Annotated in this window: 19 protein-coding genes; 11 read left to right on the forward strand and 8 right to left on the reverse strand. The window is 55.5% G+C overall.

Going from position 1 to position 22,483, the window contains the following annotated elements:
* Positions 1-17: 17 nt before the first annotated feature.
* From ACZ5Q2_RS13435 to ACZ5Q2_RS13475, 9 genes are all read left to right on the forward strand, one after another.
* Positions 18-1,679: a site-specific integrase gene (locus ACZ5Q2_RS13435; RefSeq protein WP_432209977.1), complete on the forward strand. Its 1,662-nt coding sequence runs from the start codon at positions 18-20 to the stop codon at positions 1,677-1,679.
* On the forward strand, positions 1,676-4,111 hold the full coding sequence (locus ACZ5Q2_RS13440; RefSeq protein WP_064227908.1) for a hypothetical protein: 2,436 nt from the start codon (positions 1,676-1,678) through the stop codon (positions 4,109-4,111). Before ACZ5Q2_RS13435 ends, ACZ5Q2_RS13440 begins: the two co-directional genes overlap by 4 nt.
* Complete coding sequence (locus tag ACZ5Q2_RS13445; protein WP_064227907.1) at positions 4,095-4,553, forward strand: hypothetical protein; 459 nt, start codon at positions 4,095-4,097, stop codon at positions 4,551-4,553. The genes ACZ5Q2_RS13440 and ACZ5Q2_RS13445 overlap by 17 nt, the downstream gene beginning before the upstream one ends.
* A gap of 100 nt (positions 4,554-4,653) precedes the next feature.
* Positions 4,654-5,286 carry a restriction endonuclease subunit S gene (locus tag ACZ5Q2_RS13450; protein WP_064227906.1) on the forward strand — a complete coding sequence of 211 codons (633 nt, stop codon included), beginning with the start codon at positions 4,654-4,656 and terminating at the stop codon, positions 5,284-5,286.
* On the forward strand, positions 5,279-6,796 hold the full coding sequence (locus tag ACZ5Q2_RS13455; RefSeq protein WP_064227905.1) for a type I restriction-modification system subunit M: 1,518 nt from the start codon (positions 5,279-5,281) through the stop codon (positions 6,794-6,796). The genes ACZ5Q2_RS13450 and ACZ5Q2_RS13455 overlap by 8 nt, the downstream gene beginning before the upstream one ends.
* Positions 6,786-8,024 carry a restriction endonuclease subunit S gene (locus ACZ5Q2_RS13460; protein ID WP_464597163.1) on the forward strand — a complete coding sequence of 413 codons (1,239 nt, stop codon included), beginning with the start codon at positions 6,786-6,788 and terminating at the stop codon, positions 8,022-8,024. Before ACZ5Q2_RS13455 ends, ACZ5Q2_RS13460 begins: the two co-directional genes overlap by 11 nt.
* Positions 8,021-10,051, forward strand: a complete 2,031-nt coding sequence (locus ACZ5Q2_RS13465; RefSeq protein WP_432209975.1) for a type I restriction endonuclease subunit R — start codon at positions 8,021-8,023, stop codon at positions 10,049-10,051. The genes ACZ5Q2_RS13460 and ACZ5Q2_RS13465 overlap by 4 nt, the downstream gene beginning before the upstream one ends.
* Complete coding sequence (locus tag ACZ5Q2_RS13470; protein ID WP_230716015.1) at positions 10,051-11,376, forward strand: IS1182 family transposase; 1,326 nt, start codon at positions 10,051-10,053, stop codon at positions 11,374-11,376. Before ACZ5Q2_RS13465 ends, ACZ5Q2_RS13470 begins: the two co-directional genes overlap by 1 nt.
* A gap of 162 nt (positions 11,377-11,538) precedes the next feature.
* A complete protein-coding gene (locus ACZ5Q2_RS13475; protein ID WP_432209974.1) occupies positions 11,539-12,891 on the forward strand; it encodes a type I restriction enzyme subunit R domain-containing protein in 1,353 nt (450 codons plus the stop codon).
* A gap of 274 nt (positions 12,892-13,165) precedes the next feature.
* Here ACZ5Q2_RS13475 and istB read toward each other — a convergent pair whose 3' ends face one another.
* Positions 13,166-13,921 (reverse strand): IS21-like element ISSpu5 family helper ATPase IstB, encoded by a 756-nt coding sequence (gene istB, locus ACZ5Q2_RS13480; RefSeq protein WP_061332066.1) that lies wholly within the window; start codon positions 13,919-13,921, stop codon positions 13,166-13,168.
* Between the two features lie 12 nt (positions 13,922-13,933).
* Entirely contained in the window at positions 13,934-15,475 is a 1,542-nt protein-coding gene (gene istA / locus ACZ5Q2_RS13485) for an IS21 family transposase (protein ID WP_230716000.1), read from the reverse strand.
* A 64-nt stretch (positions 15,476-15,539) separates the two neighbouring features.
* On the opposite strand from istA, the gene ACZ5Q2_RS13490 reads away from it, so the two are divergent.
* Entirely contained in the window at positions 15,540-16,271 is a 732-nt protein-coding gene (locus tag ACZ5Q2_RS13490; RefSeq protein ID WP_432209973.1) for a M48 family metallopeptidase, read from the forward strand.
* Between the two features lie 35 nt (positions 16,272-16,306).
* Here ACZ5Q2_RS13490 and ACZ5Q2_RS13495 read toward each other — a convergent pair whose 3' ends face one another.
* The 3 genes from ACZ5Q2_RS13495 to parS form a co-directional block, all read right to left on the reverse strand.
* Positions 16,307-16,588 carry a type II toxin-antitoxin system TacA family antitoxin gene (locus ACZ5Q2_RS13495; RefSeq protein ID WP_064230354.1) on the reverse strand — a complete coding sequence of 94 codons (282 nt, stop codon included), beginning with the start codon at positions 16,586-16,588 and terminating at the stop codon, positions 16,307-16,309.
* A 470-nt stretch (positions 16,589-17,058) separates the two neighbouring features.
* Positions 17,059-17,526 (reverse strand): RES family NAD+ phosphorylase, encoded by a 468-nt coding sequence (locus tag ACZ5Q2_RS13500; RefSeq protein WP_064230355.1) that lies wholly within the window; start codon positions 17,524-17,526, stop codon positions 17,059-17,061.
* Positions 17,523-18,026: a type II RES/Xre toxin-antitoxin system antitoxin gene (gene parS / locus ACZ5Q2_RS13505; protein WP_064230356.1), complete on the reverse strand. Its 504-nt coding sequence runs from the start codon at positions 18,024-18,026 to the stop codon at positions 17,523-17,525. The genes ACZ5Q2_RS13500 and parS overlap by 4 nt, the downstream gene beginning before the upstream one ends.
* A 535-nt stretch (positions 18,027-18,561) precedes the next feature.
* On the opposite strand from parS, the gene ACZ5Q2_RS13510 reads away from it, so the two are divergent.
* Positions 18,562-19,788, forward strand: a complete 1,227-nt coding sequence (locus ACZ5Q2_RS13510; RefSeq protein WP_064230357.1) for an amidohydrolase family protein — start codon at positions 18,562-18,564, stop codon at positions 19,786-19,788.
* A gap of 41 nt (positions 19,789-19,829) precedes the next feature.
* Here the strand turns inward: ACZ5Q2_RS13510 and ACZ5Q2_RS13515 are convergent, their stop codons facing one another.
* From ACZ5Q2_RS13515 to ACZ5Q2_RS13525, 3 genes are all read right to left on the reverse strand, one after another.
* Positions 19,830-20,243, reverse strand: coding sequence for a DUF3830 family protein (locus ACZ5Q2_RS13515; protein ID WP_064230358.1), 414 nt, complete (start codon positions 20,241-20,243; stop codon positions 19,830-19,832).
* 116 nt (positions 20,244-20,359) lie between these two features.
* Positions 20,360-21,817, reverse strand: a complete 1,458-nt coding sequence (gene hydA / locus ACZ5Q2_RS13520; protein WP_064230359.1) for a dihydropyrimidinase — start codon at positions 21,815-21,817, stop codon at positions 20,360-20,362.
* A complete protein-coding gene (locus ACZ5Q2_RS13525; protein ID WP_367184211.1) occupies positions 21,817-22,473 on the reverse strand; it encodes a maleate cis-trans isomerase family protein in 657 nt (218 codons plus the stop codon). Before ACZ5Q2_RS13525 ends, hydA begins: the two co-directional genes overlap by 1 nt.
* Positions 22,474-22,483 lie beyond the last annotated feature (10 nt).

The following is a 22,483-nucleotide window of genomic DNA, read 5'->3' on the forward strand; positions in this document are numbered from 1 at the left end:
CGGGAGGCCGCGTGCCGATGAATTCAAATGGATCAACACTCAAGGACGAGAGCTTTTCCGATGCGCGCTCCTCACTGTGTGCGCGATTGGGTACCGGAACATCAGATAGTTTGTTTACGGATGAACTTATGAAAGCGCTGCGGGAGCGGCCAACGCGACGATTCATTAACCTTTACACGTCTGATCCAAATGACACTCAACAGATTGATGCAGGTACGTTGGATTGGACGATCATTTCATCAGGAAAGAAATATCATCTTAACTTCAGTGAATTAGGAAAGAACTCTGCGGCGCTGTCATATTCGATCAACCGGGAATATTCAGCAAAGCCTCTTCGAGATGAAGAGTTAGGTCGACTGGGTCAATTTTTACACTGGGCCACGTCGCATTTGCTTTCCTCTTATTCGGCCGGCTACACATACGAGCTGTTCTACACGCATAAAACGTTTTTCTCAGGGCTTGAATCATTCACCGCAAAAAGCTGTATTGAACGACTCTTCAACTTTGAAAATAGACCAGGCTATTTCCCTTGGAAAAGAATAATTGGCCTCTGCTGTGAGTTTTCGTTGCCGGGTTTCAGTGTCGATGACTTGATTGATCTTGAGTCAATGGCGCCTCCTTTCACCAGGGACCTTTGGCAGTCCTATTACGACCTTGAGATCAAACTAAAACCTGCTGTCCTGCGCTTCCTTGAGATGGGGATTGGCAGGGATATTGGAAAGATTCAGTCGCTTACAACCGAGGACCTTCGGGGCTTTTCCATAACAATCCTCTGCCTTGAGAGCGGCATGCGCCCTGCTCAGCTATTCAAATTGAAAGAAGAAGACTTCAAGAACCGGCACAATCGCTATTTCTCCATCAGCATACCGCCTGCCAAACAGGCCAAGCGGGTCGACAAGGCTCCATTTGAACTGGATTTGAGCCCGGAAGCCGGCACCATCATCCAGGCTTTGATAGATCGATGTCGGCCGGATCTGGCAAACGGCCAGCTGCTGCGGTTCCCCGATGGATCCCTTGCGATGGCCAAAAGCTTTGACAAGGCTCTGAATTCTCGATTAAGAGCCTGGGCCGCCCGCAATTTCGTCGGCCCAATGCCAGAAACCGCCGAGCTCAAGGATTTCCTACGCCACCTCCCTCACCTGACTGCCTATGATTTCCGGCACCATGTTGGCCATAGCCTGGCGATGTCTGGTGCATCGGCCGATCAGATTGCCCGAGTACTTGGCCACAGCAGCACCGTGGCGGCCGGTCACTATATCGCCGCAACGCCGGAATTGGCGGTGATCAAACAAAAAGCTCTTGGTGAAAACGCGGCCTACCAGGAAATGATGGGGATGATCCTCACCGGTGAAATCGGCGAGGAATCAGATTGGCGCGGCCGGAAAGTCGCGGGCATGGTCGATAACCGTTTGTTTACAGGCATTGGTGGATGCAGTTCCAGCTCCTGCGATTTTGAGCCGGTCCGGAGTTGTTATGGCTGCAGCGACTTCAATCCCTTCCTGGATGGAGACCACGCCGGCGTCAGGGACGCGTTAAAGGCCGAGGCTGCGAGTCAGCTTGCGATTTCAGACGCCGCCGGCCAAACCCACCGAAATCCTGCCGTTCTGCAGCTCGAGGGCGTGATTGCCGAGGTTCAGGTAGTGATTAACCACTGCAAGAATCGGAAGGGCTGCCAGTGAAGCAGGTTATCGAGAATCTTCAGCGCTTCATCCAGGCCCGTCGGGACTATTATGAGGCCGAGATCGAGCCTGTAACTCAGCAACCCTGGAGTGCGACGACCTGGGGTAATCAAAGCACCGGTTGGCTATCCATTCGAGCGGGAAAAAGCTCAATGGCTCACACCGAAATTTCCCGCATGAAGGGATTTGAGAGCCAGGTGATCGCCGACTGGGATTATGTCGATTTCATCAAGGCAGTTGTGGTGCACCAGTATGAGAAAGCCCCGGCCAATAGAAAGCCTTCACCCCAGAGCCTACTGCTCACCCACCTGACTCTGAAACGCATTTATGCTGGCCTCAGAGCGACTCGCCAGCAGACCAATCCAATCTACATCGACACATCGGTCTTCCAGTACATCGACGAAACGCTCGTCTCTGTGGGCTACAAGAACGTCTTCGATGCCATGACGAACGCGAATACCGTCCAGCGGCTGCTGATCCTGGAAGGCCTGACGTTGACGGCGCCACAGTACGAGCACAAACACACAGCGGATAACAAAAAGAACCGAGGTACAGTCGCACGGAAAGCGGTAGAGGAAGGTGTGGTTGATGACCGGTCCAGAGATGACGACGAACAAAGGCTGATCACGTTCGCCGCTCTAAAAGGCTTTGCCGCGATCACGACCAGCCCTCGCCACTATTGGGAAGAGCTGGGTTGCCGGGTGGTAGACCTCCTATTCTGCACCGGTCTGCGAGGCGATGAAGTGCTTTTCCTCCCACGAGATTGCTGGGTTACCCGCCCTTTGCAGAGCAAAGAGACCGGGATGCCAATAATTGCAGTAGACGGCTCACCAATGGAGCAGTACGGAATCCGCTATTACGCCGAGAAGCATGCCGAAAACCGCATTCACTGGTTCGAAAGCAATGCCGCGCCAATTGCCAGGCGGGCTTATCTTCGAATTCTCGAACTGACGAACCCGTTTCATCAGCACGCTCGGTGGATCGTTGAATCTGGCGGAAAGCACATCCTGAACTGGAATGAATCCACCGTTACCGAGTCGGACCTGATCAACCACATCATCGAAAGTAACGTTCGATACACCGAGACGAAAGATGAGCGCCCTCTCTACCAGCGCCTCCAAAATGGCGTTCGCAGTTGGGTTAAAGCCAGAAAGCTCTCGCCTATTGGATTTCAGACCAAACCCGGGGTTGCCAGGGGTAAGGTTCAAGAGCCCATATACAGTTTTGCCGATGTCGAGGAAGTGGTGCGATCGTATCTGCCGGATCCGGCAAACCCGATTAATTACGAATTCCTGGTCGGCCAACGCCGCGTCACAATGCGGATAGACGAACTGCTTATAGTCGGCCCCAGCAGTCCTCTCGGCCTGGCCCGGGGTGCTCGAGTGTTGCCCGCCGTGCAGCCGATGAAACTCGTCGACCTGAACGCCTTTATCGGCGGCAACGCAGCCAATAAAAGTGTTTTCGATGTTCGGGAGTACACAGAGGAAAACGGTGGCCGTATCGAGTGGAAGTCCCACCATCCGCGCCACAACCTGAACACGTTTTTAGCGTTAGCCGGTGTGTCAGAGCATCTGCAGGCCATGATCATGGGCAGGATGGACATCACTCAGAACCGCTATTATCAACACCTCACGGAAAACGAGCGCCAGTCTGCCCAAAATCGGTTGATCGAATACCGAAAAACTCCCCTGCCAAGCACCAACCAACATGGCGATGCCGCGCCTGAGGGTACCGCAAGTTCTGTCTCTGCCCTGGCTGAACTCGGCGACACACTGCTCACCGAACTGGTACAGGACCTCGGCATTGCTAAGGCCGCCCCGCAGCATCTCGAGCGCCCCCTACGCCAGGCGTTTCACGCCTTCGACACCGAAGAGCAAACACTGAACTTTGTTTCCACGGCCCTGGATGCGGGCGTTCTGGTCGGCGAGTTACAAAACGACTACAACCTTACTAAAACCCAGGAAGGTCCCGAGCATGCACAAACCTTCATTGAAACCCACGGCCGGGATTTTCACCTGGTGGTGAACGGCGCCTGCACCCGCAACCTGGCACTCCATGGATGCCCCAAGAAGCTCAAATGCCTCCAGGGCGGCGGTTGTGGCAATCTCCTGGCAACCGGCCGACCGGGCGAACTGGAGGGGCTGGAGCGCAACTACACGAACATGGCAGCGCATCTGGAGCAGCTTGAACGGCACCGAGCAAACGACCCCGCTTATGAAGAGGCACTTCAGGAAAGCCGTGAGATGACGAGCCAAATGAAAATTACCGTCGAGCGTGCCCGAGAAGCCCGCGACAAGAACCTCGTCTTGCAGGTGTTCCCCTCGGGATTACTCCACAACGTATCTCGCCCGGAAACCCTGGCAGACCGCTTTGCGGCTGCCCTGCCCGACTCGAATCAGCCTCAGGAGGAAAGCCATGGCGCTGCAAGGTGAAAAGCTGACCAAGGCCATCGAGCACGAATTGATGCTGATGTTGGCGTCCGGCTACGAAGAGGCGCCAATCACACCGGCGGCCCTCCACAAAAGACTTGTTTCTAAGACCATTATCAAAGGCAAACTCAGCTCATTGAGCAGCCGCCGGCCCCTAATTGATCGTTACGCCAACCTGCAGATGGAGCGTGCCGGCATAAAAAGCGCACGTGACAAAAACAGCGCAAAGCACGGACGAACCCGGGCCGGCTATAAACAACGTTACGTGGAAAGTCAGCTTGAAATAAGAGCTTTGAAGGGGAAGTTGGATGGGAACATCTCGACGATCATTGACCTGGTACGGCACATTGAGTCGACCTCCCCTGTTCCCGTAGAGAAGCTTTTGGCGCCGCACCTGCTTGAAGCCTATGTCGCGCGTAAAGGAGTTAGCTCAAAAGAAGATTAAATTCCGAACTGGGAGCAGGATCGGACAACGAAATGCATCTTGCCAAATGATGCAACAGTAACTACGCTGCCTATATTAAATGCATCATTGAGCATACTGCATGGAACGCGCACGAAAAGGGTCGCTCCTGTTACGAGATTTGGCCTCCATCCAGCCCGGGTACCCGTTTCGCGGCAAACTTCCCTTGCAGGAGCGCGGAAACACCTTCGTCGTGCAGTATCGGCACCTTGTTTTGGGCCAGCCGCTGACAGACAAGCTGGGTGTAACCTTGGATCGGGTTACCCTGCCCGGACGAAAGCGACCGGATTACCTCTGGCCGGGCGACATCATTTTTATGGCAAAAGGCACCCGGAACGACGCTGCCCTGGTCGCCGAGCTCCCCCATAACACCGTCTGCACCCCAAATTTCTATCATATCCGGCTCAAGCCTGATGCCTACAACCTGATGCCGGAATTTCTAGCGTGGCAGCTAAACCACGTGGATGCCCAGCGATACTTTGCCGCGTGTTCCCAGGGCTCCGTGGCGCCGAGCATCACCAAATCTCAGTTGGGCAGCCTACCCATCGTGGTGCCACCTATCGAGCGGCAGAAGCGGATGGTGAAACTGGCCGATGCCGCCACCCGTGAAGTGCAGCTCTACCAACAGTTAATCGAAAACCGGCAACGCATGGTTGATGCTGTCGGCCAACAAATACTTCGTCCTGATACGACCACAGAGACCCGATATGAGTAACGATGCCATCAAGCAGGATCAGATCAACAAAGCGGTATGGAATGCCTGCGATACCTTCCGGGGCACCGTAGACCCAAGCATCTACAAGGACTACGTGTTAACGATGCTGTTCGTGAAATACCTATCCGACGTCTGGCAGGACCATTACGACAGCTACAAAAAGGAATATGGCGACTCCCCCGAACTCATTCAGGAATTGATGAAAAACGAGCGTTTCGTCCTGCCTGGAGACGCTGGCTTCTACGCGCTCTATGAAAAGCGCCACGAGCCAGGCAACGGAGAGCGAATCGATAAGGCCCTACATGCCATTGAAGACGCCAACATCGTTAAGCTGGCTGACGTATTCCAGGACATCAGCTTCAACTCCAACAAACTGGGCGACGAAAAACACAAACAGGATATCCTCAGGCACCTGCTGGAAGACTTCGCCCGGCCAGAGCTCAACCTACGCCCCAGCCGAATCGGGAAGCTGGATGTCATAGGCAACGCCTACGAATACCTGATCAAGAACTTTGCAGCCACCTCCGGCAAAAAGGCCGGTGAGTTCTATACCCCGCCGGAAGTCTCAGAGCTGATGGCGGAGATCGTCGAACCGAAGGAAGGCGACGAGATTTGCGACCCGGCCTGCGGTTCCGCCTCCCTTTTGCTCAAATGCGCCAACCAGATCCGCAAGGGCAACGACGGCTCCAAGAACTTCGCCTTGTTCGGTCAGGAGGCCATCGGCAGCACCTGGGCCCTGGCCAAGATGAATATGTTTTTGCATGGCATCGACAACCACAAACTTGAATGGGGCGACACAATCAGAAACCCCAAGCTGCTCGATGAGAATGGCGGCCTGAAACACTTCGACATCGTGGTGGCCAATCCTCCGTTCTCACTGGAGAAGTGGGGCTTCGAGGGCGCGGACAGCGATCCCTACGCCCGATTCCGACGCGGCGTACCGCCAAAGTCCAAGGGCGACTACGCCTTCATCCTGCACATGATCGAGACCCTGAAGCCGAAGACCGGCCGCATGGCCGTGGTCGTACCCCACGGCGTCCTGTTTCGGGGTTCAGCGGAAGGCAAAATCCGTCAGAAGCTGATCGAGGAGAACCTGCTGGATGCCGTGATTGGCCTGCCCGAGAAGCTGTTCTACGGCACTGGTATCCCGGCGGCCGTTCTGGTGTTCCGCAAGGATAAAACCGACAACAACGTGCTGTTCATTGACGCGAGCCGCGAGTTCAAGGCTGGCAAGAACCAGAACCAGTTGTCCGATGAGAACATCGCCAAGGTGGTCGACACCTACAAGCAGCGCGACACCCGGGACAAGTATTCCTACGCGGCCACCCACGAGGAAATCCAAGAAAACGATTTCAACCTCAACATTCCCCGCTACGTGGACACATTTGAGGAAGAGGAAGAGATCGACCTCATGGCCGTGCAAGCGGAGCGGAAAGAGATCGAGGCTGAGATCGCCAGACTGAACGAGCAGATGGACGGGTATTTGCAGGAGCTGGGTTATGGTGTGTGAATCAATGCCCGGCAGTCCTTTCTCAGATGTCGTTCCTCGCGACTGGGCAATTACAGAAGCCGATTCGGTAAGCCTTAAAGTATCTAAAGGGACCACACCTCCCAAAACGGAAGTATCAGAGAATGGCGGAATCCCATTCTTGAGGGTTAATAACTTGTCTTTTTATGGCAGTCTTCAAAAAGACTCTGATTTCATCTACGTATCAAAAGCAGCTCACGAAAAGTTTCTGGCTAGGTCGAAGGCGTATCCCGGCGATATTTTGATGAACATCGTTGGTCCCCCGCTTGGGAAAACTGCGTTGTTGGATGAGTCATGGCCAGAATACAACATGAATCAGGCGATCGTTTTTTATCGGTTAGATACGCAACATGTCGTGCCTGAATACTTTTTAGCCTTCTTAAACAGCCATAACGCTCAGAATTGGTTGCAGTCCAGGTCAAAGAAAACCTCGGGGCAGCAGAATTTAACGATTGAACTGTGCAAAAAACTGCCACTGCCCTTGCCTTCTATCCCAGAACAAAAAAAGATCGCCCAGATCCTCTCCACCTGGGATCAGGCCATCACCGCCACCGAGCGCCTGCTTGAGAACAGCCAGCAGCGGAAGAAAGGGTTGATGCAGCAGTTGCTGACCGGGCAGAAGCGGTTGCCGGGGTTTGAGGGGGAGTGGGAAGAGTTCCTGATTGCAGAATTAGAGGATAAGGGATGGTTGAAACTTGGACGAGGCAAGGTCATATCAAAAAAGGACATTGAGAATAAGCCGGGGCAATATCCAATCTATTCATCGTCAGTTAAGAATGATGGATTGATGGGGGCCTATGGTGAATTCATGTTTGATGAGGAGCTAATTTCTTGGTCTGTTGACGGTGGGGGGAACTTTTTCTACCGACCGAAACATAAGTTTTCAGTGACAAATGTTTCTGGTTATATGCGACTCGACATTGATCGCCTATCGTACAAGTTCCTGGCAGAGCAGTTGGCATATCTCCATGAGCGTCAGGCGTTTAACTATCAGACTAAGGCACATCCCAGCGTCATTCGGAAGCTGTACAGAGTAAAAATTCCGAGTCTCCGTGAGCAACAAAAAATTGCCCAAGTGCTCGCTGTTACTGATGCTGAAGTCGCCGCTAATCAAGTGCGACTAGAATGCTTAAAAGAAGAAAAGAAAGCCCTGATGCATCAGCTCCTGACCGGCAAGCGTCGGGTGCAGGTGGAAACGGAGGCCGCATGAACACCACCCCTCAAGGGAATGAGCAGCATTCCAGCCACATTCCGGCCCTGGCCACTTTGATCAACCTGGGCTGGGCATTTTTGCCGGCGACGGAGTGCATGGCGCTGCGAGGCAGCCAGCGGGAAGTGGTGATGAAGCCGGTGCTGGAGCGGGTGTTGCGCCAGCGCAAGTTCGAGTTCAAGGGGCAGTGGTACCCGTTGTCCGAGCAAGCCGTGGATCAGGTGATTCGGGAGATTACGACACCCTCCATGGCCCAGGGCCTTCTAGACGCCAACCAGTCCGTATACGACATGCTGACCCTCGGCGTCACCGTGACCGAGTTTATCGGTGGCAAGAAGGCCCAGCCCACGATCCATCTGATCGACTGGGAGAACCCGGACAACAACGAGTTCCATGTCACCGAAGAGATGGAGGTGCGGTCCACCCAAGGCACCCACACCCGCCGGCCGGATGTGGTGGCATTCGTCAATGGTATTCCTCTGGCGGTGATCGAGGCCAAGAAAGCGGCCTCCGGCAACCCCAACAAGAACATGGTTGAGGAAGGCATCAGCCAGCACCTGCGCAACCAGAAGAACGACGAAGTGCCGTACCTCTACGCCTTCGCCCAGCTGCTGTTTGCGATCAGTCGCAACGACGGGCGGTACGGCACTACGCACACCCCGCTGAAGTTCTGGTCAATGTGGACGGACGAGGAGTTCGATGATCGGTACGTACAGAACATCAAGAACCGTACGCTATCCGTTTCCGACAAGGACGCTCTGTTCAAGGATAAAGCTCCGAAAATCCGAGCCTACTTCGAGCAGCTCTGGTCACAGTCCGTCATGCCTACGGAACAAGATCGGCTTCTGGTAGGCCTGCTCGATCGGTACCGGTTTCTTGAGTTTCTACGGTTTTTCATCTTGTTTGATCGTAAGGTCGGGAAGATAGTGGCCCGATACCCGCAGGCCTTCGGGATAAAAGCACTTCTGGAGCGCATTTCGGCCTTCAAACCCTCGGGCGAACGCAAAGGTGGCGTGCTCTGGCACACCACCGGCTCCGGTAAGTCGTTCACCATGGTCTACCTGTGTCGGGCCCTTCTGCTCAGCGACGCCCTGAAGAACTGCCGGATTATCGTAGTCACCGACCGCGTGGATCTGGAAAAACAGCTCTCCAAGACGTTCCTGACCGGCGGAGCTTTTGGTACTGAAATCTCGGGCAAGAAAAGCGGCGATTCTCTCGCGAAAACACGCTCAGGCAAGGATCTGGCCAAGCGAATCGGCCAGGGAAACGAGCGGATCATCTTCACCATCATCAACAAGTTTGCCTCGGCGGCGAAGCAGCCAGAGTGCTACAACCCGTCTGAAAACATCATTGTGATTGTCGACGAGGGCCACCGTAGCCAGGGCGGCGAGAACCATCAACGGATGCGCCAGGCCCTGCCCAAAGCCTCGTTCATCGCGTTCACAGGTACGCCACTGCTTAAAGACGAGAAAAGTGAGACCGCGGAACGATTCGGCGCCATTATTCACGCCTACACTATGAAGCGCGCAGTCGATGACGGCACCATCACTCCCCTGCTCTATGAGGAGCGAAAGCCGCTGCTGGATGTGAACCAGAAGGCAGTTGATACCTGGTTCGAGAAAGTCACTGCAGCGCTTTCAGACAACCAGAAATCAGACCTGAAGCGCAAATACACCCAGCAGGGCCAGATCTATACCGCCCAGGATCGCATCAAGCTCAACGCCTTCGATATCAGCGTGCACTTCAGCGAGAACTTTAAGAAAGCGCAGCTTGAGTTGAAAGGTCAGCTCGCGACAGACAGCAAACTGAGCGCCATCCGGTACAAACAACATCTCGACAGTCTGGGCCTGGTCACAAGCGCTATCGTGATCTCACCGCCGGATACCCGGGAAGGCCACACCGACGTGGACGAGACCAATCTGCCCCTGGTGCAGGATTGGTGGAAGAAGAACGTGCTAGGAGTCTGCGCGGCAGAAGCTCGTTTCTGGCATAATAAACCGAAAATTTTTCGGCAACAGGACGTCTGATGGGAACCACTTTCCGCCCGTACTCGCCCGACCAGGAATTGCTCCTTCCCCCAAGCCTGAACGAGTGGCTGCCTGATGGCCACCTGGCCTATTTTGTCAGTGATGTTGTCGAGGAGCTGGATTTGAGTGCGTTTTACGCCCGCTACGAAGGCAACGGTCGGCGTAACTCGCCGTTCGATCCGCGGATGATGCTGAAGGTTCTTATTTACGCCTACGCCACCGGCGTATTCTCCTCACGCAAGATTGCCCGGAAGTTGGAGGAAGACGTCGCCTTTCGGGTTCTGGCTGCGGGTAATTTTCCCAAGCACCGCACGATCTGTGATTTCCGCAAACACCATCTGGTCGCCTTCAAGGCCATCTTCATTCAAGTCGTACGGATTGCCCGGGAGGCGGAGCTGATCACGCTGGGAACACTGGCGATTGATGGCACAAAGATTCGGGCTAATGCCAGTAAGCACAAGGCCATGAGCTATGGCCGCATGGGCGAGGAAGAAGATCGTTTATCGAAAGAGATCGATGGGCTATGTCGTCAGGCCCGTCGAACGGATGAGTCGGAAGATCGGCAGTTCGGCCCGGATCAGCGGGGTGATGAGCTACCTGAGGAGTTGCAGTACCGACAGGCGCGACTGGACAAGATCCGCGCTGCCAAGGAGAAATTGGAAGCGGATCAGAAAGCGCGGGATACAGCCAAAGGCCGGCACCCGGACGATGATCGCCGCCCACCCCGCGGTGGCCGGAACTTCAAGCGAGATTACGGGGTGCCGGACGACAAAGATCAAAGCAACTTTACCGACCCGCAAAGCCGGATTATGAAAACGGCGGATGGGTTCCAGCAATGCTACAACGGCCAGTTGGCCGTGGATGGTGAATTCCAACTGATTGTCGCTAATCATCTGGGCAGCAATGCCAGTGATCAGGGTCGCCTGATACCGCTACTGGATGACGTGAAAGACATCCTGAAAACCTATCCGCAACAATGCCTGGCCGATGCCGGTTACCGTAAAGAAGACGACTTACAGTCCCTGGAGGACAAAAGGATCGACGGTTATGTCTCGCTGCGTCGGGAAGGGAAAAAGAGCGCAGAGATAGACGCGAGCGGTTATCCCGCCACGTCACGGATGGCCGAGAAGCTGGCCACCGCGACGGGGCGATCGGTTTACGCCCGGCGCAAGTATCTGGTTGAGGCGGTTAATGGCTGGATCAAGCATATTCTGGGCTTCCGGCAGTTCAGCCTGAGGGGGCTTAATGCCGTGCAAGGCGAATGGGATCTGGTCTGCCTGTCGCTTAACCTCAGGCGGATGAGTTCGCTGATGAGGCTGACATAGGCGATCTGAGGCGGCGTGCTGGGCCGTGCTGAGTGGTCGGGCTACGGTTGTGAACTTGCCTATAACCGTCTTGATTGCCTAGACAGAAAATCGTGACTCTATCCGGTTGGATACTGCGCCTATACTCTCGGGCACAACCGTGATTCGGCGCGGCGGAGGCACTTGCTCAAAACACTTCTGCCGCGCAGACTCCTAGGAGATCCTCAGGACTACGAGAAGGCGGTTATTGAGGATTTTGGTACTGATGGGCCGCCTGACATCCTGATCGTCGTGGACAAGCTTCTGACCGGGTTTGATGAGCCAAGGAACACGGTTCTCTACATCGACAAGCAGCTTAAAGGGCACAATCTTATCCAGGCCATCGCCAGGGTGAACCGTCTGCACCCTCAGAAGCCATTCGGCTACTTGATCGACTACCGTGGCATTCTCAAAGAGCTGGATACCGCCATCCGCGACTATCAGAACTTCGAGGACCAGACCCAGGGTGGCTTTGCCATCGAGGATATCGAAGGCCTATACGCCAATGTCGATACCGAATACAAGAAACTTCCTGCGTTGCACGAAAAGCTGTGGAGCTTTTTCACCTACATCGACAACAAGCTAGATCAGGAGCAATATCGGCAAGTCTTCATGCCCAAATATGAATCCGACGCCGAGGGTATGGAGGTTGATGTTCGTCAGGCGCTGCGGGAAGACTTCTACGAAGCGGTGACTGATTTCGGCATGTGTTTGAAGACTGCCCTATCAACCCAGAGCTTTTTTGACGACCGGGCCTTCACAGAGGCGGATATTCGGCGCTACAAGCAGGATCTGAGATGGTTCTCTGAGTTGCGGAAGACGATTCGGCTGGATGCACAGGAGGCCGTCGATTACTCGGCCTATGAAGGGCAGATACGCGATCTAATCGACCGCTATGTGACCGGTATCGACGTCAAAAAAGGCGACGAGCCGGTGGTTATCGAGTCCATTGGTGAGACCAATCCCGATTACTGGTCCGATGACAAAGCCCGGAACGAAACCGACAAGATCAAAACGCGCACTAAAAAGACCATTGAGGAGCGCCTGGGCGACGACCCTTACGCCCAGAAAGTTTTCTCTGCCCTGCTGAAGGAGGCCATCGAGAAAGCGGAGGCCATGTTCGACTACAAAGCCCAGTTCCGCATGTTCAGCGACCTGGAGAAGATGGTGGAAGAGCGCGATGTCCCTGATCTTCCCGTCAGCGGCTTTGATGGAAACAAGCACGCCCAAGCCTACTACGGTGCCTTCAAGCTGGTATTGGGGAAGGAGTTCGATGCTCTGGAGACGGAAAAAGGTGACCAGTTGATTGAGGAGGCGTTCGAGATCGACAAGGTCGTGAATCGTGCTGTAGCCGAAAACTCCCTGAACCCGGTCGGTATCGAACAAGACGTTCGCAAAAACCTCCTGCCCCGCCTGTTTTGCCTGGTGGGCCTCGACAAGGCCAAAGCAGTGCTCGATGAAGTGGTGCAGATTCTACGTAATGCAGTGGCCAAGTGACGACGACTGTCGAGCCAGTCCAACACGAGCAGCCAACGGAGCACCGGGCCCGCTATGGCGACCGGGAGTTTCGCTACCACCTCTGCCACGTGCCAGGTCATCAGCGTCGATCCATACGGGTGCACGTTCATCCGAATGGGACAGTTCAGGTGGATGCCCCGGAGGACGCTTGCGTAAACCGCTGAAGGTTGCCACCCATTCCATGTGAAGCCTGCCACCCGGACCGGAGCAAGGCTGCCACCCATCGGAGCGTAGCGACGCGGGGTTTCTCTTCTTACTCCGAAGTCTCGGTGGCCGTCAACTTTGCCTGTTGTTTTCGCATGGATTCGCCCCGCAGGTTGATCTTGTAGGCGTTGTGTACGAGCCGATCCAGAATGGCGTCTGCCAGAGTGGCGTCACCGATTACGCCATGCCATTCCTCGATGGGTAATTGGCTAGTGGCAATGGTGGAGCGCCTGCCATGCCGGTCTTCCAGCACCTCCAGCAAGTCTCGCCGATTCTCGGCGCTCAGTTTCATCAGCCCCCAGTCATCCAGGATCAGCACGTCGACCTTGGCCAGATTCGTCAGGAGTTTTGAGTATTGGCCATCGCCTTTGGCAATGGTCAGCTCCCGTAGCAGTCGGGTCAGGCGGACGTACTGGGCGGTGTAACCCTCCCGGCAGGCCTTATGTGCCAGAGCACAGGCCAGCCAGGTTTTCCCGACCCCGGTGGGACCGGTGATGAGCACATTCAGGTGTTCCTTCACCCATTGGCAACCGGCCAGCGACTGGACCAGTCCTTTATCTAGGCCGCGTGAATAGCGGTAATCCAGGTCTTCGAGGATGGCATTGTGCCGCAGCTTAGCCCGGCGCAACCGGCTGGTCATGCGCCGGTTATCTCGCTCGGTCATTTCCCGGTCGACCAGCAGCCCGAGGCGTTCCTCGAAGCTCAGATCGGTGATGTCGGGGGTGGCCGACTGATCCGCCAGGGCGGCGGCCATGCCGGTCAGTTTGAGGGCGTGGAGCTTGTCCAGTGTGGGATGTTTCAGCATGTCAGAGATCCTTCAGTGGTAGTAGGCGGGGCCACGGATGTTGTCGTGGGTATCGGGCAAGGCCAGTTCCTGTTGCTCTTCCAGAGGCTGCTGATCCAGACGGTGTTTGAGGATGGATTCAATGCTCTTGTAGCGGCAGCTTCCCAGCATCAGGGCTCGCTGGCAGGCGGCCTCCAGCCGCGACTCGCCGTAGCTCTGCCCCAACCGGAGAATGCCCAGACAGGAGCGGTACGCCTGCTGAGGGTGTTTGCGGGCACCCAGAGCGGTGCGGATAAGCTTCTCCGTCGCCGGTCCGGTCTTGGCCGCCCAGGCGATGAGCCGTTCCGGCGACCACTCGCCAGCCTGGCGATGGGATTCGGGCATGTGCGCGGCGATGGTGGTGTGCCGTCCCTTCTGGTCTGAGCGCCGGTGGCTGGCGATCCGGTTGCCCCGGTAAAAGCATTCGATGGTGTTGTTGGTGATGCGAACCTCCACCTCTTTCTTGATCAGGGTGTAGGGCACTGAGTAATAGTGACCGTCGATGGCTACGTGGTAGTCGATATGCACCCGAGCCTTCTTCCACTCTGCGTAGACATACGGTTCTGCCGGCAACGGCTGTAGAACCGGTTTATCCAGCTGTTCGAAGTGGTCGCGCCGGCAGCCGGGCAACTTGCGGAAGGGGCGGCTGTTGAGCCGCTCCAGCAGTTCACGGATGGTGGCGTTGAGTTGCCCCAGGGAGAAGTGCTGGCGATGGCGCAACGCCGCCAGGATCCAGCGCTCGACGATCAATACACCGCCTTCTACCTTAGCCTTATCACGGGGCTTGCGAACTCTTGTCGGGACAACGGCCACGCCATAATGGGTGGCCATGTCCTGATAGGTTGGGTTGAGATCCGGCTCGTAGCGATGGGCCTTGCTGACGCCGGAGCGGAGGTTGTCCGGAACCACCAGTTCCGGCACTCCGCCCAGGAACTCGAAGGTCCGGATGTGGGAGCCGACCCAGTCCGGCAATGTCTGGCTCCAGGTGGCTTCGGCGTAGGTGTAATTGGATGCACCCATCACCGCGACAAAGACTTGTGCCTCGTGGATCTCTCCGGTGGTGCGGTCAATGACGGGCACGGTCTGGCCGGCATAGTCCACGAATAGCTTCTCACCGGCCCGATGGTCCTGGCGCATCACCAGGTCCAGCTTGCCCCGCCAGGCCCGGTAGTGCTCGCAGAACCAGCTGTACTGATAACCGTCCGGGTTGGCTTGCCGGTACTCCTGCCAGAGCAGGAACAGGGTGACGTTCTTGCCCGTGAGTTCGTCACGGATGTGTTGCCAGTCGGGTATACCTCTGGCCTGTGCTGGCAGGTCCGGTGGCGGCGGGAACAGCAACCGCTCCAGGTGGGCCTCATCCAGATCCGCTGGCAACGGCCAGCTCAGACCGGCCTCAACCGTGCGGCGCAGGTAGTCGCTTACGGTGGGGCGGCTAACGCCACAGGACGCCGCAATCTGGCGGTTGCTCAGCCCTCGCTCCCACTTGAGGCGAAGGACTTCTTTGATTTTACGCATGGATAACCTCTTCGCTGGCATCTGGCCCATCTCCGGATGAAAAGGGTCAGAGTACCGTTAAGTTATCCCGCGCCGGACGATTTTGATGGAGCTTCAGGCAGTCTGCTGGGGTGGCAGCTTTGCCGTGGAATTAGTGGCAGCTTTCGCGTGGAATGGGTGGCAGACTTCGTCTGGAATCAGTGGCAACCTTGGTCTGGAATACGCAGACGCTCCCCTTTCCGAAATCAAAGCTGCCGTTCAGCGTCGGGCCCGCTGGGTTATGAAGCACCTGGATGACATCAGGCAGCGCCATCGCGACGTGATGCCGCGGCAGTGGGTCAGTGGAGAAAGCGTGCTGTATCTAGGGCGCCGTTACGTGCTCAAAACTATCCAGGACCCTGAGCAACGCAAAGTAACCTGCAAACTCATCGGTGGACAGTTGCGAGTGCGAGGCAAGGATCTCATCCCAGAACGTACACAGGCGGCCGTCCAGCAATGGTATCGGGATCGGGCTTCAGATGTCTTTCAGCGTAGGCTAGATCTGATGGTAGACACCCTACCCTGGCTTAAAACGCCGCCTGAGTGGCGCATGGTAGCAATGCAGACACAATGGGGAAGCTGTGCGGCCAGCGGCGCCGTTCTGCTGAACCCTCATCTGGTCAAAGCGCCGACCCGGGCGATTGATTACGTTTTGCTCCACGAGCTGTGCCACCTTGTAGAGCACAATCACAGCCCCCGGTTTTACAATCTCCTGGACCGGTTTATGCCGGATTGGCGTTCGGTTAAGGAGCGGTTGGATGGGCAGGCTGAAGTGATCCTCAGAGGATCAGTAACCTAAGTCATTTTCTGCCGTTACGTCACGGTCTTGGCGGCTCACGTCGATTTAGCTTTTTCGGCTCTCCGGCGCTCAATCGCTTTCGTTAAGGCGCTGTTCGGGGGCCCCGGCTGTTCACAATCGGCGATGAAAGCGTGGAAAGATTCACTGTCCAGGGTGATGGTTTCGGCAGACTCCAGAATTCGCGAGGCTTTCTCCACCGCGGCTTGCAGGGCAAATTCAGACAACGATTCAAACCCTGCCGATGTCGAGGCGCGTCGAAGGAGTTGCTCGTTTTCGGGGGACAATTTTAATGACAGTTCGGTGTCTCTCGGTGGCATGAATCATCCTCCGGGCGAAATATCCTCATAGCTAAACACACCGCACGTGGCAGCGGTACCTATCTTTCGCAATCCTGTTAAAAAGCAACCAAATAGCGGTCGAGCAACATCGTCTCAACGATGAACGTAAACCTGCAGATGTCGGGCGTAGTCACTCTCTCAGTGCCCACGCAATCGCCACCTTCATCGGTCGGCCCCGGTTTAAGAAATACCAACGGCAACCAGATGACGGCCATAACTCTGAGATAAGCCGCCCGTCAGCGGCGCCCGATGGAGCCCAAAAAACCAACTTGAGCAACTAACTAACAAATTAACTAACTAAGTTTGATCGCCGAGTACGCCTGCCAGGCCCCCGCGCCAAAAAGACCGTATGGTTTGGTGCTTTTTATGGCACCTTTGAATATTTGGACTACTTCTGAAGATTTCATAATTGTTTACAGCGAATTTTTGGACGATGCGCGAACAACGCTTCAGGAATCAGTGCGCAGGCGATTATCAAATCGGAATGTTATTTCAACGGCCGCTTCGATAACTGCTTCTGCATCAGGGTGTTCCGGATTTAAAAGGAGGTTATATTCTTGTGGGACAACACACGAACGGACCGCCAATGCGAGCGCTTCGCCGTCGATAAGGAAATCAGTTCCGATCTCTTGAGTGCCTGCCGACACTCTTGTTCCGTTCCAGTCTTTTGGGTAAGCGTCATCGGCCAGGACCATAAGTTGGCTGTCTGGGACTTCGACTTGAAACAGTAGATAGTCCTGGAGGCTGTCTTCTTCACCCAGGTTGACCAGAATTTCTAGTTGGGCAAGGGCAATGCTCTCCGATAGATATACCGCTGAGTGATTGGGCAGATTCCAGCGCCCCCCATATTGGCGCGCACCAAACCCGGAAAACGCGGTGTCCTTGTGCTTTCGTTTTGTGATCCGGTACGCCTTCATGCGTACACGCCGTGCTCAAGCTGGCCGATAAGGTCCCGTACCATGCGAATACCAGCCTCGGTATCCAGCAGATCTATTGGGCTCTGGTGCTCCAGGGCTCGCGCCGGACGCTTCAGCCAACGTTGTGCCTTCTCCCTGTCACCTTCAAACAGTTCCACGGCATCACGCATCACCAGGTGCAAAGTAGCTACCCGATCCAGTTCTGCTTTGTTCACGGTGCCGTCTTCACGCCGGCGCACCAGGGTGCGCGGAGAAATGCCCAGCAGCGTGCACAAAACAGTGTCGTCGATGTCGTACAAGGCCTTCAGGGCATCCAGTTCCCGGGCCTTTCCTCCTCGACGGATCTTCTTCACGCCCTGGACACCGGAAAATAGGTACTTTCCAGTGACGGCTGACCGAGTTTTCTCCGCACCACGCCCCGCGTAGACGCCTCGAACGTTCGCCTTACCAGGCCCAAAATGCCCTTTAGGGCTCTGCTTTTTCTCTGTGATTGCTGACATAAAACCTCCTGCCATTTGGCAAGATTAGTTTACCACAATGGCGTACGAATTCCTTGCAGTCGTATCTAACTCTTTGTGACGCCACGGCGACGAACAAAGCCGGTCCCTTTTTATCGTTGTTTCTGCGTTTCGAGTTTTCGCAACTCTGCACCTTGCTTCAAGAGAGAACAAGGCGATGACGACTTTGCCGGTCTTTGAAGCCTTCGGATACTGGACAACCCACTCTGAGAGGGGGGGCGTCAGTGTGTGGGTCAAAATAAATGGCCATTGACACCCTCAGGGGGAGCATTAATGGTGTCCTGAGCTCGAACTGAAGAGTAGGCGATTCGAAGCCCATTCGAACAACGCTAGCCGGGAACACGACAGAACGGACAGGTCGCAAAGCGAACGTTCAGATCAAAGGCCGAAGGGCTCGCTTTGAGGGTCCAAATTTCGACTAGTTGGTAAAGAAATTGCTAGGTATAAAAGCATAGAGAAGGTAACTCCCCCTTAACGACCCAGAGCTTGAAGCCGCACACTCAGGAGAAAGCGCCGCATGACATCAATTCTATTCAAGAACCTGAGACTGCCGGATCAACCGGCAGTCATTACTGAATTGAGAGTGGAGCATGGAAAATTTGTTGAATCCTTCACGGACGAAGCAGCTCTGCAGAGTGAAGTCGACCTCGGCGGCCATCTTGTTCTGCCGGGGCTGATCGAGACTCATATTCACCTCGATAAAGCCTGCATCATGAACCGATGTGAACTCAAAGAGGGCACACTCGCTGAAGCGATAGCCAAGACCAGCGCAGCGAAGGCTGACTTTACCGAGGCGGACGTCTATCGTCGTGGCGCAGCTCTGTTGGAAAAAGCCATCACTCAGGGCACGACTCATATGCGCACGCATGTAGAGCTTGACCCTGGCATAGGTCTGACTGGGTTTCGGGCAATCCAGCGGCTTCAGCAGGACTATGCCTGGGCTCTGGGACTTGAGATCTGCGTATTCCCGCAGGAAGGTTTGCTCAACAATCCTGGCACCGAGGCGCTTCTGTGCGAGGCCCTTGAGACAGGCGCCACCGTCCTGGGAGGCTGCCCTTACATGGACAATGACCCTGCAGCACAAATCCGGCGACTATTCGAACTGGCGGAACGATACGACTGCGACCTGGATCTGCACCTCGATTTTGATCTGAATCCAGACGGCATGACGATCCCGGAAGTCATCCGCTGTACCAAAGAGTTTGGATGGCAAAACCGGGTGACGATTGGCCATGTCACCAAACTGTCTGCCCTGCCGCCGGAAGTGTTTGAAGAAATCGCCGGAGCGCTTGCGGAGGCCGGCGTTCAGGTCACAGCATTACCCTCCACCGACCTGTTTCTGAACGGGCGGGACACCACCCATAACGTGCCCAGAGGAGTGGCCCCACTGCCGCGCCTTCACGACTGTGGGGTAACCTGTTCATTGTCGACGAATAACGTTGGCAATCCTTTTACACCGTTTGGCGATGCGTCGCTCATTCGCCAGGCTAATCTGTTGGCTAACGTCTGCCATCAGGGCACACCCACTGAACTGGCACGATGCCTTGCGTGGATTTCGGAAGAATCTGCCCGACTGCTACGCCTGGAGAACTACGGTCTGGCTCCGGGATGTCATGCGGATTTCATCGTACTGGATGCGGACACACCGTCAGCGGTGATTGCCGAGTTGGGAAAGCCGCTGATGGCGTTCAAAAAGGGCCGACAGAGCTTTGAGCGCGTGCCCGCATCGTTGTTGAGTCCCTGACTTCCCCAACATCAAGAGTTCTCAGTCAGGGATGATCGCGATCAATCGAGAGTCTCGAAGACGATATCCTGCGCCCCCTCCCACAGCACCTTGTTGCCAAGGGTGCGCAACTGTTCCTTGCCCTCGATGATCGTCAGGAAATGGTTACCAGCCAGAGGTCCCATCTTGCTGGCAAAGCTACAACTACCATAGGCCATGATAATCTCAGTCTCGCTGTACCCGCCTGGATAGAACAGGATGTCTCCTACCGACGGGTAGCAGGTGTGATTTTCGAATCCTACGCCAAGCTTGAATTCACCCAGAGGAATCCAGCACCCCTCGCCACTCCACCTTACGTGGATCAGTTTCTGTCTGTAGGGAAGCAGTCGGAGGAAGGCGGCGACGGTTTCAGGTGCGTCAGGATTCGTCTCAGCAATAAAGTGAAACTGGCCAGCGGTAATGGCGATCTGAGTCATGGTGATAAAGTCTCCGTTTACTTGTTGTGGCACACGACCCCAGCAATTCACCCTGAAAACCGGTGGACAGCGCCCTGTCAATCAGGACGACTTTGCTGCGGGGCCTATAAAAAAGCTTAAAGGACGTCTAGCCAGGGAGTGGGTCGGCCGAAACTGGGTTTTGGTTTGGCTGGTTTCGGTCGGTCGCAACGCTGGAACGCACCGAATCCCTTGCCGCCGATGAATTCACCATCACGATAGACAGTCACGCCACGGCACATGGTCAGCGCTGGCCATGCATGAATTCGCCGACCTTCGTAGGGCGTGTAGTCAACGTTATGGTGCAGGCGGTCGTTGCTGATCGTCGTATCCAGATTTGTATCCCAGATCACAATATCGGCATCTGCACCGATACAGATTGTGCCTTTGCGCGGGTTAAGCCCGTAGATTCTGGCGGGTTCAGTTGCGGTCACCGACACGAACTTGTTGATATCGATGCGCCCCGTTAAAACGCCTTCTGAGAATAGCAACGCCAGGCGCGTTTCGATGCCGGGGATGCCGTTGGGGACATGGGTGAAGTTGCCATGCTTACCGCCAACTTTCTTGCCCTCTGGGTCATCGTACCTGAACGGGGCATGATCGGATGAGAATACCTGAAACGTTCCGTTGGCCACTCCGTCCCAAATCGCCTGTTGGCTTGCAGCATCGCGGGGCGGCGGGCTACAAATGCACTTGGCACCCTCGAATCCTGGCTGGTCAAGGTCGGCTGCTGTCAAGAACAGGTATTGTGGACAGGTTTCGCCGTACACACTCAGGCCGCGACTTTGCGCATCGCGGATCTGGGCAGTGGCCTCTTCGCTGGACACATGGACGATCAGCACCGGTGTGTCGAGAAACTCGCCGAGCGAGATGGCCCTGTGCGTGGCTTCACGCTCGACCACGATAGGTCGGGATAAGCCATGAAAAGACGGTGCAGTGTGGCCTTTTTCCAGCATGCGTTCGGTGAGCCAGGCAATGCAATCGGTGTTTTCAGCATGGATCATGGTCATACCACCTTCACGCCGAGCGACCGAGAGCACGTCAAGAATTTCGCGATCATTCAGCTTCAAATCGTCGTACGTCATGTACACCTTCAATGAGGTGTAGCCGCGCTCAATCATCAGCGGCAGCTCGCGTTCAACCACATCGGTGGTCGGGTCGGCCACAATCAGATGAAATGCATAATCAATACAGGCTTCGCCGTCGGAAACCGCGTGGTAATCAGCCACTGACTGCTCGAGCGTCGCACCCTTCTTTTGCAGCGCGAATGGCATGACAGTCGTCGTACCGCCACAAGCGGCTGATCGCGTGCCGGTGAAGAAGTCATCGGCGAAAACCGAGCCGTCATCAGTCGGTTGCGCCAGATGGCAGTGGGCATCAACGCCGCCAGGTAAGACCCAGCGGCCAGCGGCATCAATTTCTTCTTTGCCAGCCGGCAACTGCTGCGCCAACGCGGTAATACGGCCATCCCGGATGCCAATGTCCGCGTCGAAAATGTCAGTGGCCGTGGCAATGTGTGCATTACGGATAACCAGATCAAATTCAGTGTTTTCCATCAGAAATTCTCCTTGAAGATCGAGCCCCAGCCGCTGAGGCGCGAAGTGTCCACACCTGCAAGCTGCAGCGACTTCCAAACAACGGTGGACACGGTGTCGTAAATTGGAATACCCAGCTCTTCCTCCAGCTCGGCGGCCAGAGGGGCTCCACACAAATTTGTGCAAAAAATTGTGATGGCCTGCGGTTTGGAGGCTGCAACCTCACGAACCATCTTGCGGATGTCGTCGGGGGGAATGTGTGCGAAAGTGAAATTTTCTTGTATATCGAGGTGACGTTCGGCGACGCAGTCGAAACCGGCTTGACGGTAATTAGCCGTAATGCGTGCTTGTACGTCATAGCGATAAGGCGTCACCAGGCCAAACCGTGTGATGCCTCTGCGCCTGAAGATCTCGTTGAGTGCCAGCACGGATGTACAGGCTTTAATGCCTGTGTTGGCTTCGATGGCTTCGCACAGTCGTTCATCTGCATCGAATCCAAGCCAGCCGGCGGAGGTACCATTCCAGGCAATGGAGTGAGGCCTACAGTCAGCCAGCAGGCTTGCCGCTTTCAGGATCGCCGACGGGTCAAACTGGGCGAGCGCACCATCGGAGATTGCAATTTCAGTGACGGGGAATCGCGCAAAATGTGCGGTGCATTCAGACAGCTCCTGGAGCATGGCTGACGTC

The sequence above is a fragment of the Marinobacter alkaliphilus genome (assembly GCF_055394375.1).

Excerpts from the sequence above, each read along its gene's own strand:
- ACZ5Q2_RS13435 (WP_432209977.1), top strand. The coding sequence starts at position 18 with ATGAATTCAAATGGATCAACACTCAAGGACGAGAGCTTTTCCGATGCG.
- ACZ5Q2_RS13445 (WP_064227907.1), top strand. The coding sequence starts at position 4,095 with ATGGCGCTGCAAGGTGAAAAGCTGACCAAGGCCATCGAGCACGAATTG.
- ACZ5Q2_RS13450 (WP_064227906.1), top strand. The coding sequence starts at position 4,654 with ATGGAACGCGCACGAAAAGGGTCGCTCCTGTTACGAGATTTGGCCTCC.
- ACZ5Q2_RS13455 (WP_064227905.1), top strand. The coding sequence starts at position 5,279 with ATGAGTAACGATGCCATCAAGCAGGATCAGATCAACAAAGCGGTATGG.
- ACZ5Q2_RS13460 (WP_464597163.1), top strand. The coding sequence starts at position 6,786 with ATGGTGTGTGAATCAATGCCCGGCAGTCCTTTCTCAGATGTCGTTCCT.
- ACZ5Q2_RS13465 (WP_432209975.1), top strand. The coding sequence starts at position 8,021 with ATGAACACCACCCCTCAAGGGAATGAGCAGCATTCCAGCCACATTCCG.
- ACZ5Q2_RS13470 (WP_230716015.1), top strand. The coding sequence starts at position 10,051 with ATGGGAACCACTTTCCGCCCGTACTCGCCCGACCAGGAATTGCTCCTT.
- istB (WP_061332066.1), bottom strand. The coding sequence starts at position 13,921 with ATGCTGAAACATCCCACACTGGACAAGCTCCACGCCCTCAAACTGACC.
- istA (WP_230716000.1), bottom strand. The coding sequence starts at position 15,475 with ATGCCAGCGAAGAGGTTATCCATGCGTAAAATCAAAGAAGTCCTTCGC.
- ACZ5Q2_RS13490 (WP_432209973.1), top strand. The coding sequence starts at position 15,540 with ATGGAGCTTCAGGCAGTCTGCTGGGGTGGCAGCTTTGCCGTGGAATTA.
- ACZ5Q2_RS13495 (WP_064230354.1), bottom strand. The coding sequence starts at position 16,588 with ATGCCACCGAGAGACACCGAACTGTCATTAAAATTGTCCCCCGAAAAC.
- ACZ5Q2_RS13500 (WP_064230355.1), bottom strand. The coding sequence starts at position 17,526 with ATGAAGGCGTACCGGATCACAAAACGAAAGCACAAGGACACCGCGTTT.
- parS (WP_064230356.1), bottom strand. The coding sequence starts at position 18,026 with ATGTCAGCAATCACAGAGAAAAAGCAGAGCCCTAAAGGGCATTTTGGG.
- ACZ5Q2_RS13510 (WP_064230357.1), top strand. The coding sequence starts at position 18,562 with ATGACATCAATTCTATTCAAGAACCTGAGACTGCCGGATCAACCGGCA.
- ACZ5Q2_RS13515 (WP_064230358.1), bottom strand. The coding sequence starts at position 20,243 with ATGACTCAGATCGCCATTACCGCTGGCCAGTTTCACTTTATTGCTGAG.
- hydA (WP_064230359.1), bottom strand. The coding sequence starts at position 21,817 with ATGGAAAACACTGAATTTGATCTGGTTATCCGTAATGCACACATTGCC.
- ACZ5Q2_RS13525 (WP_367184211.1), bottom strand. The coding sequence starts at position 22,473 with ATGCTCCAGGAGCTGTCTGAATGCACCGCACATTTTGCGCGATTCCCC.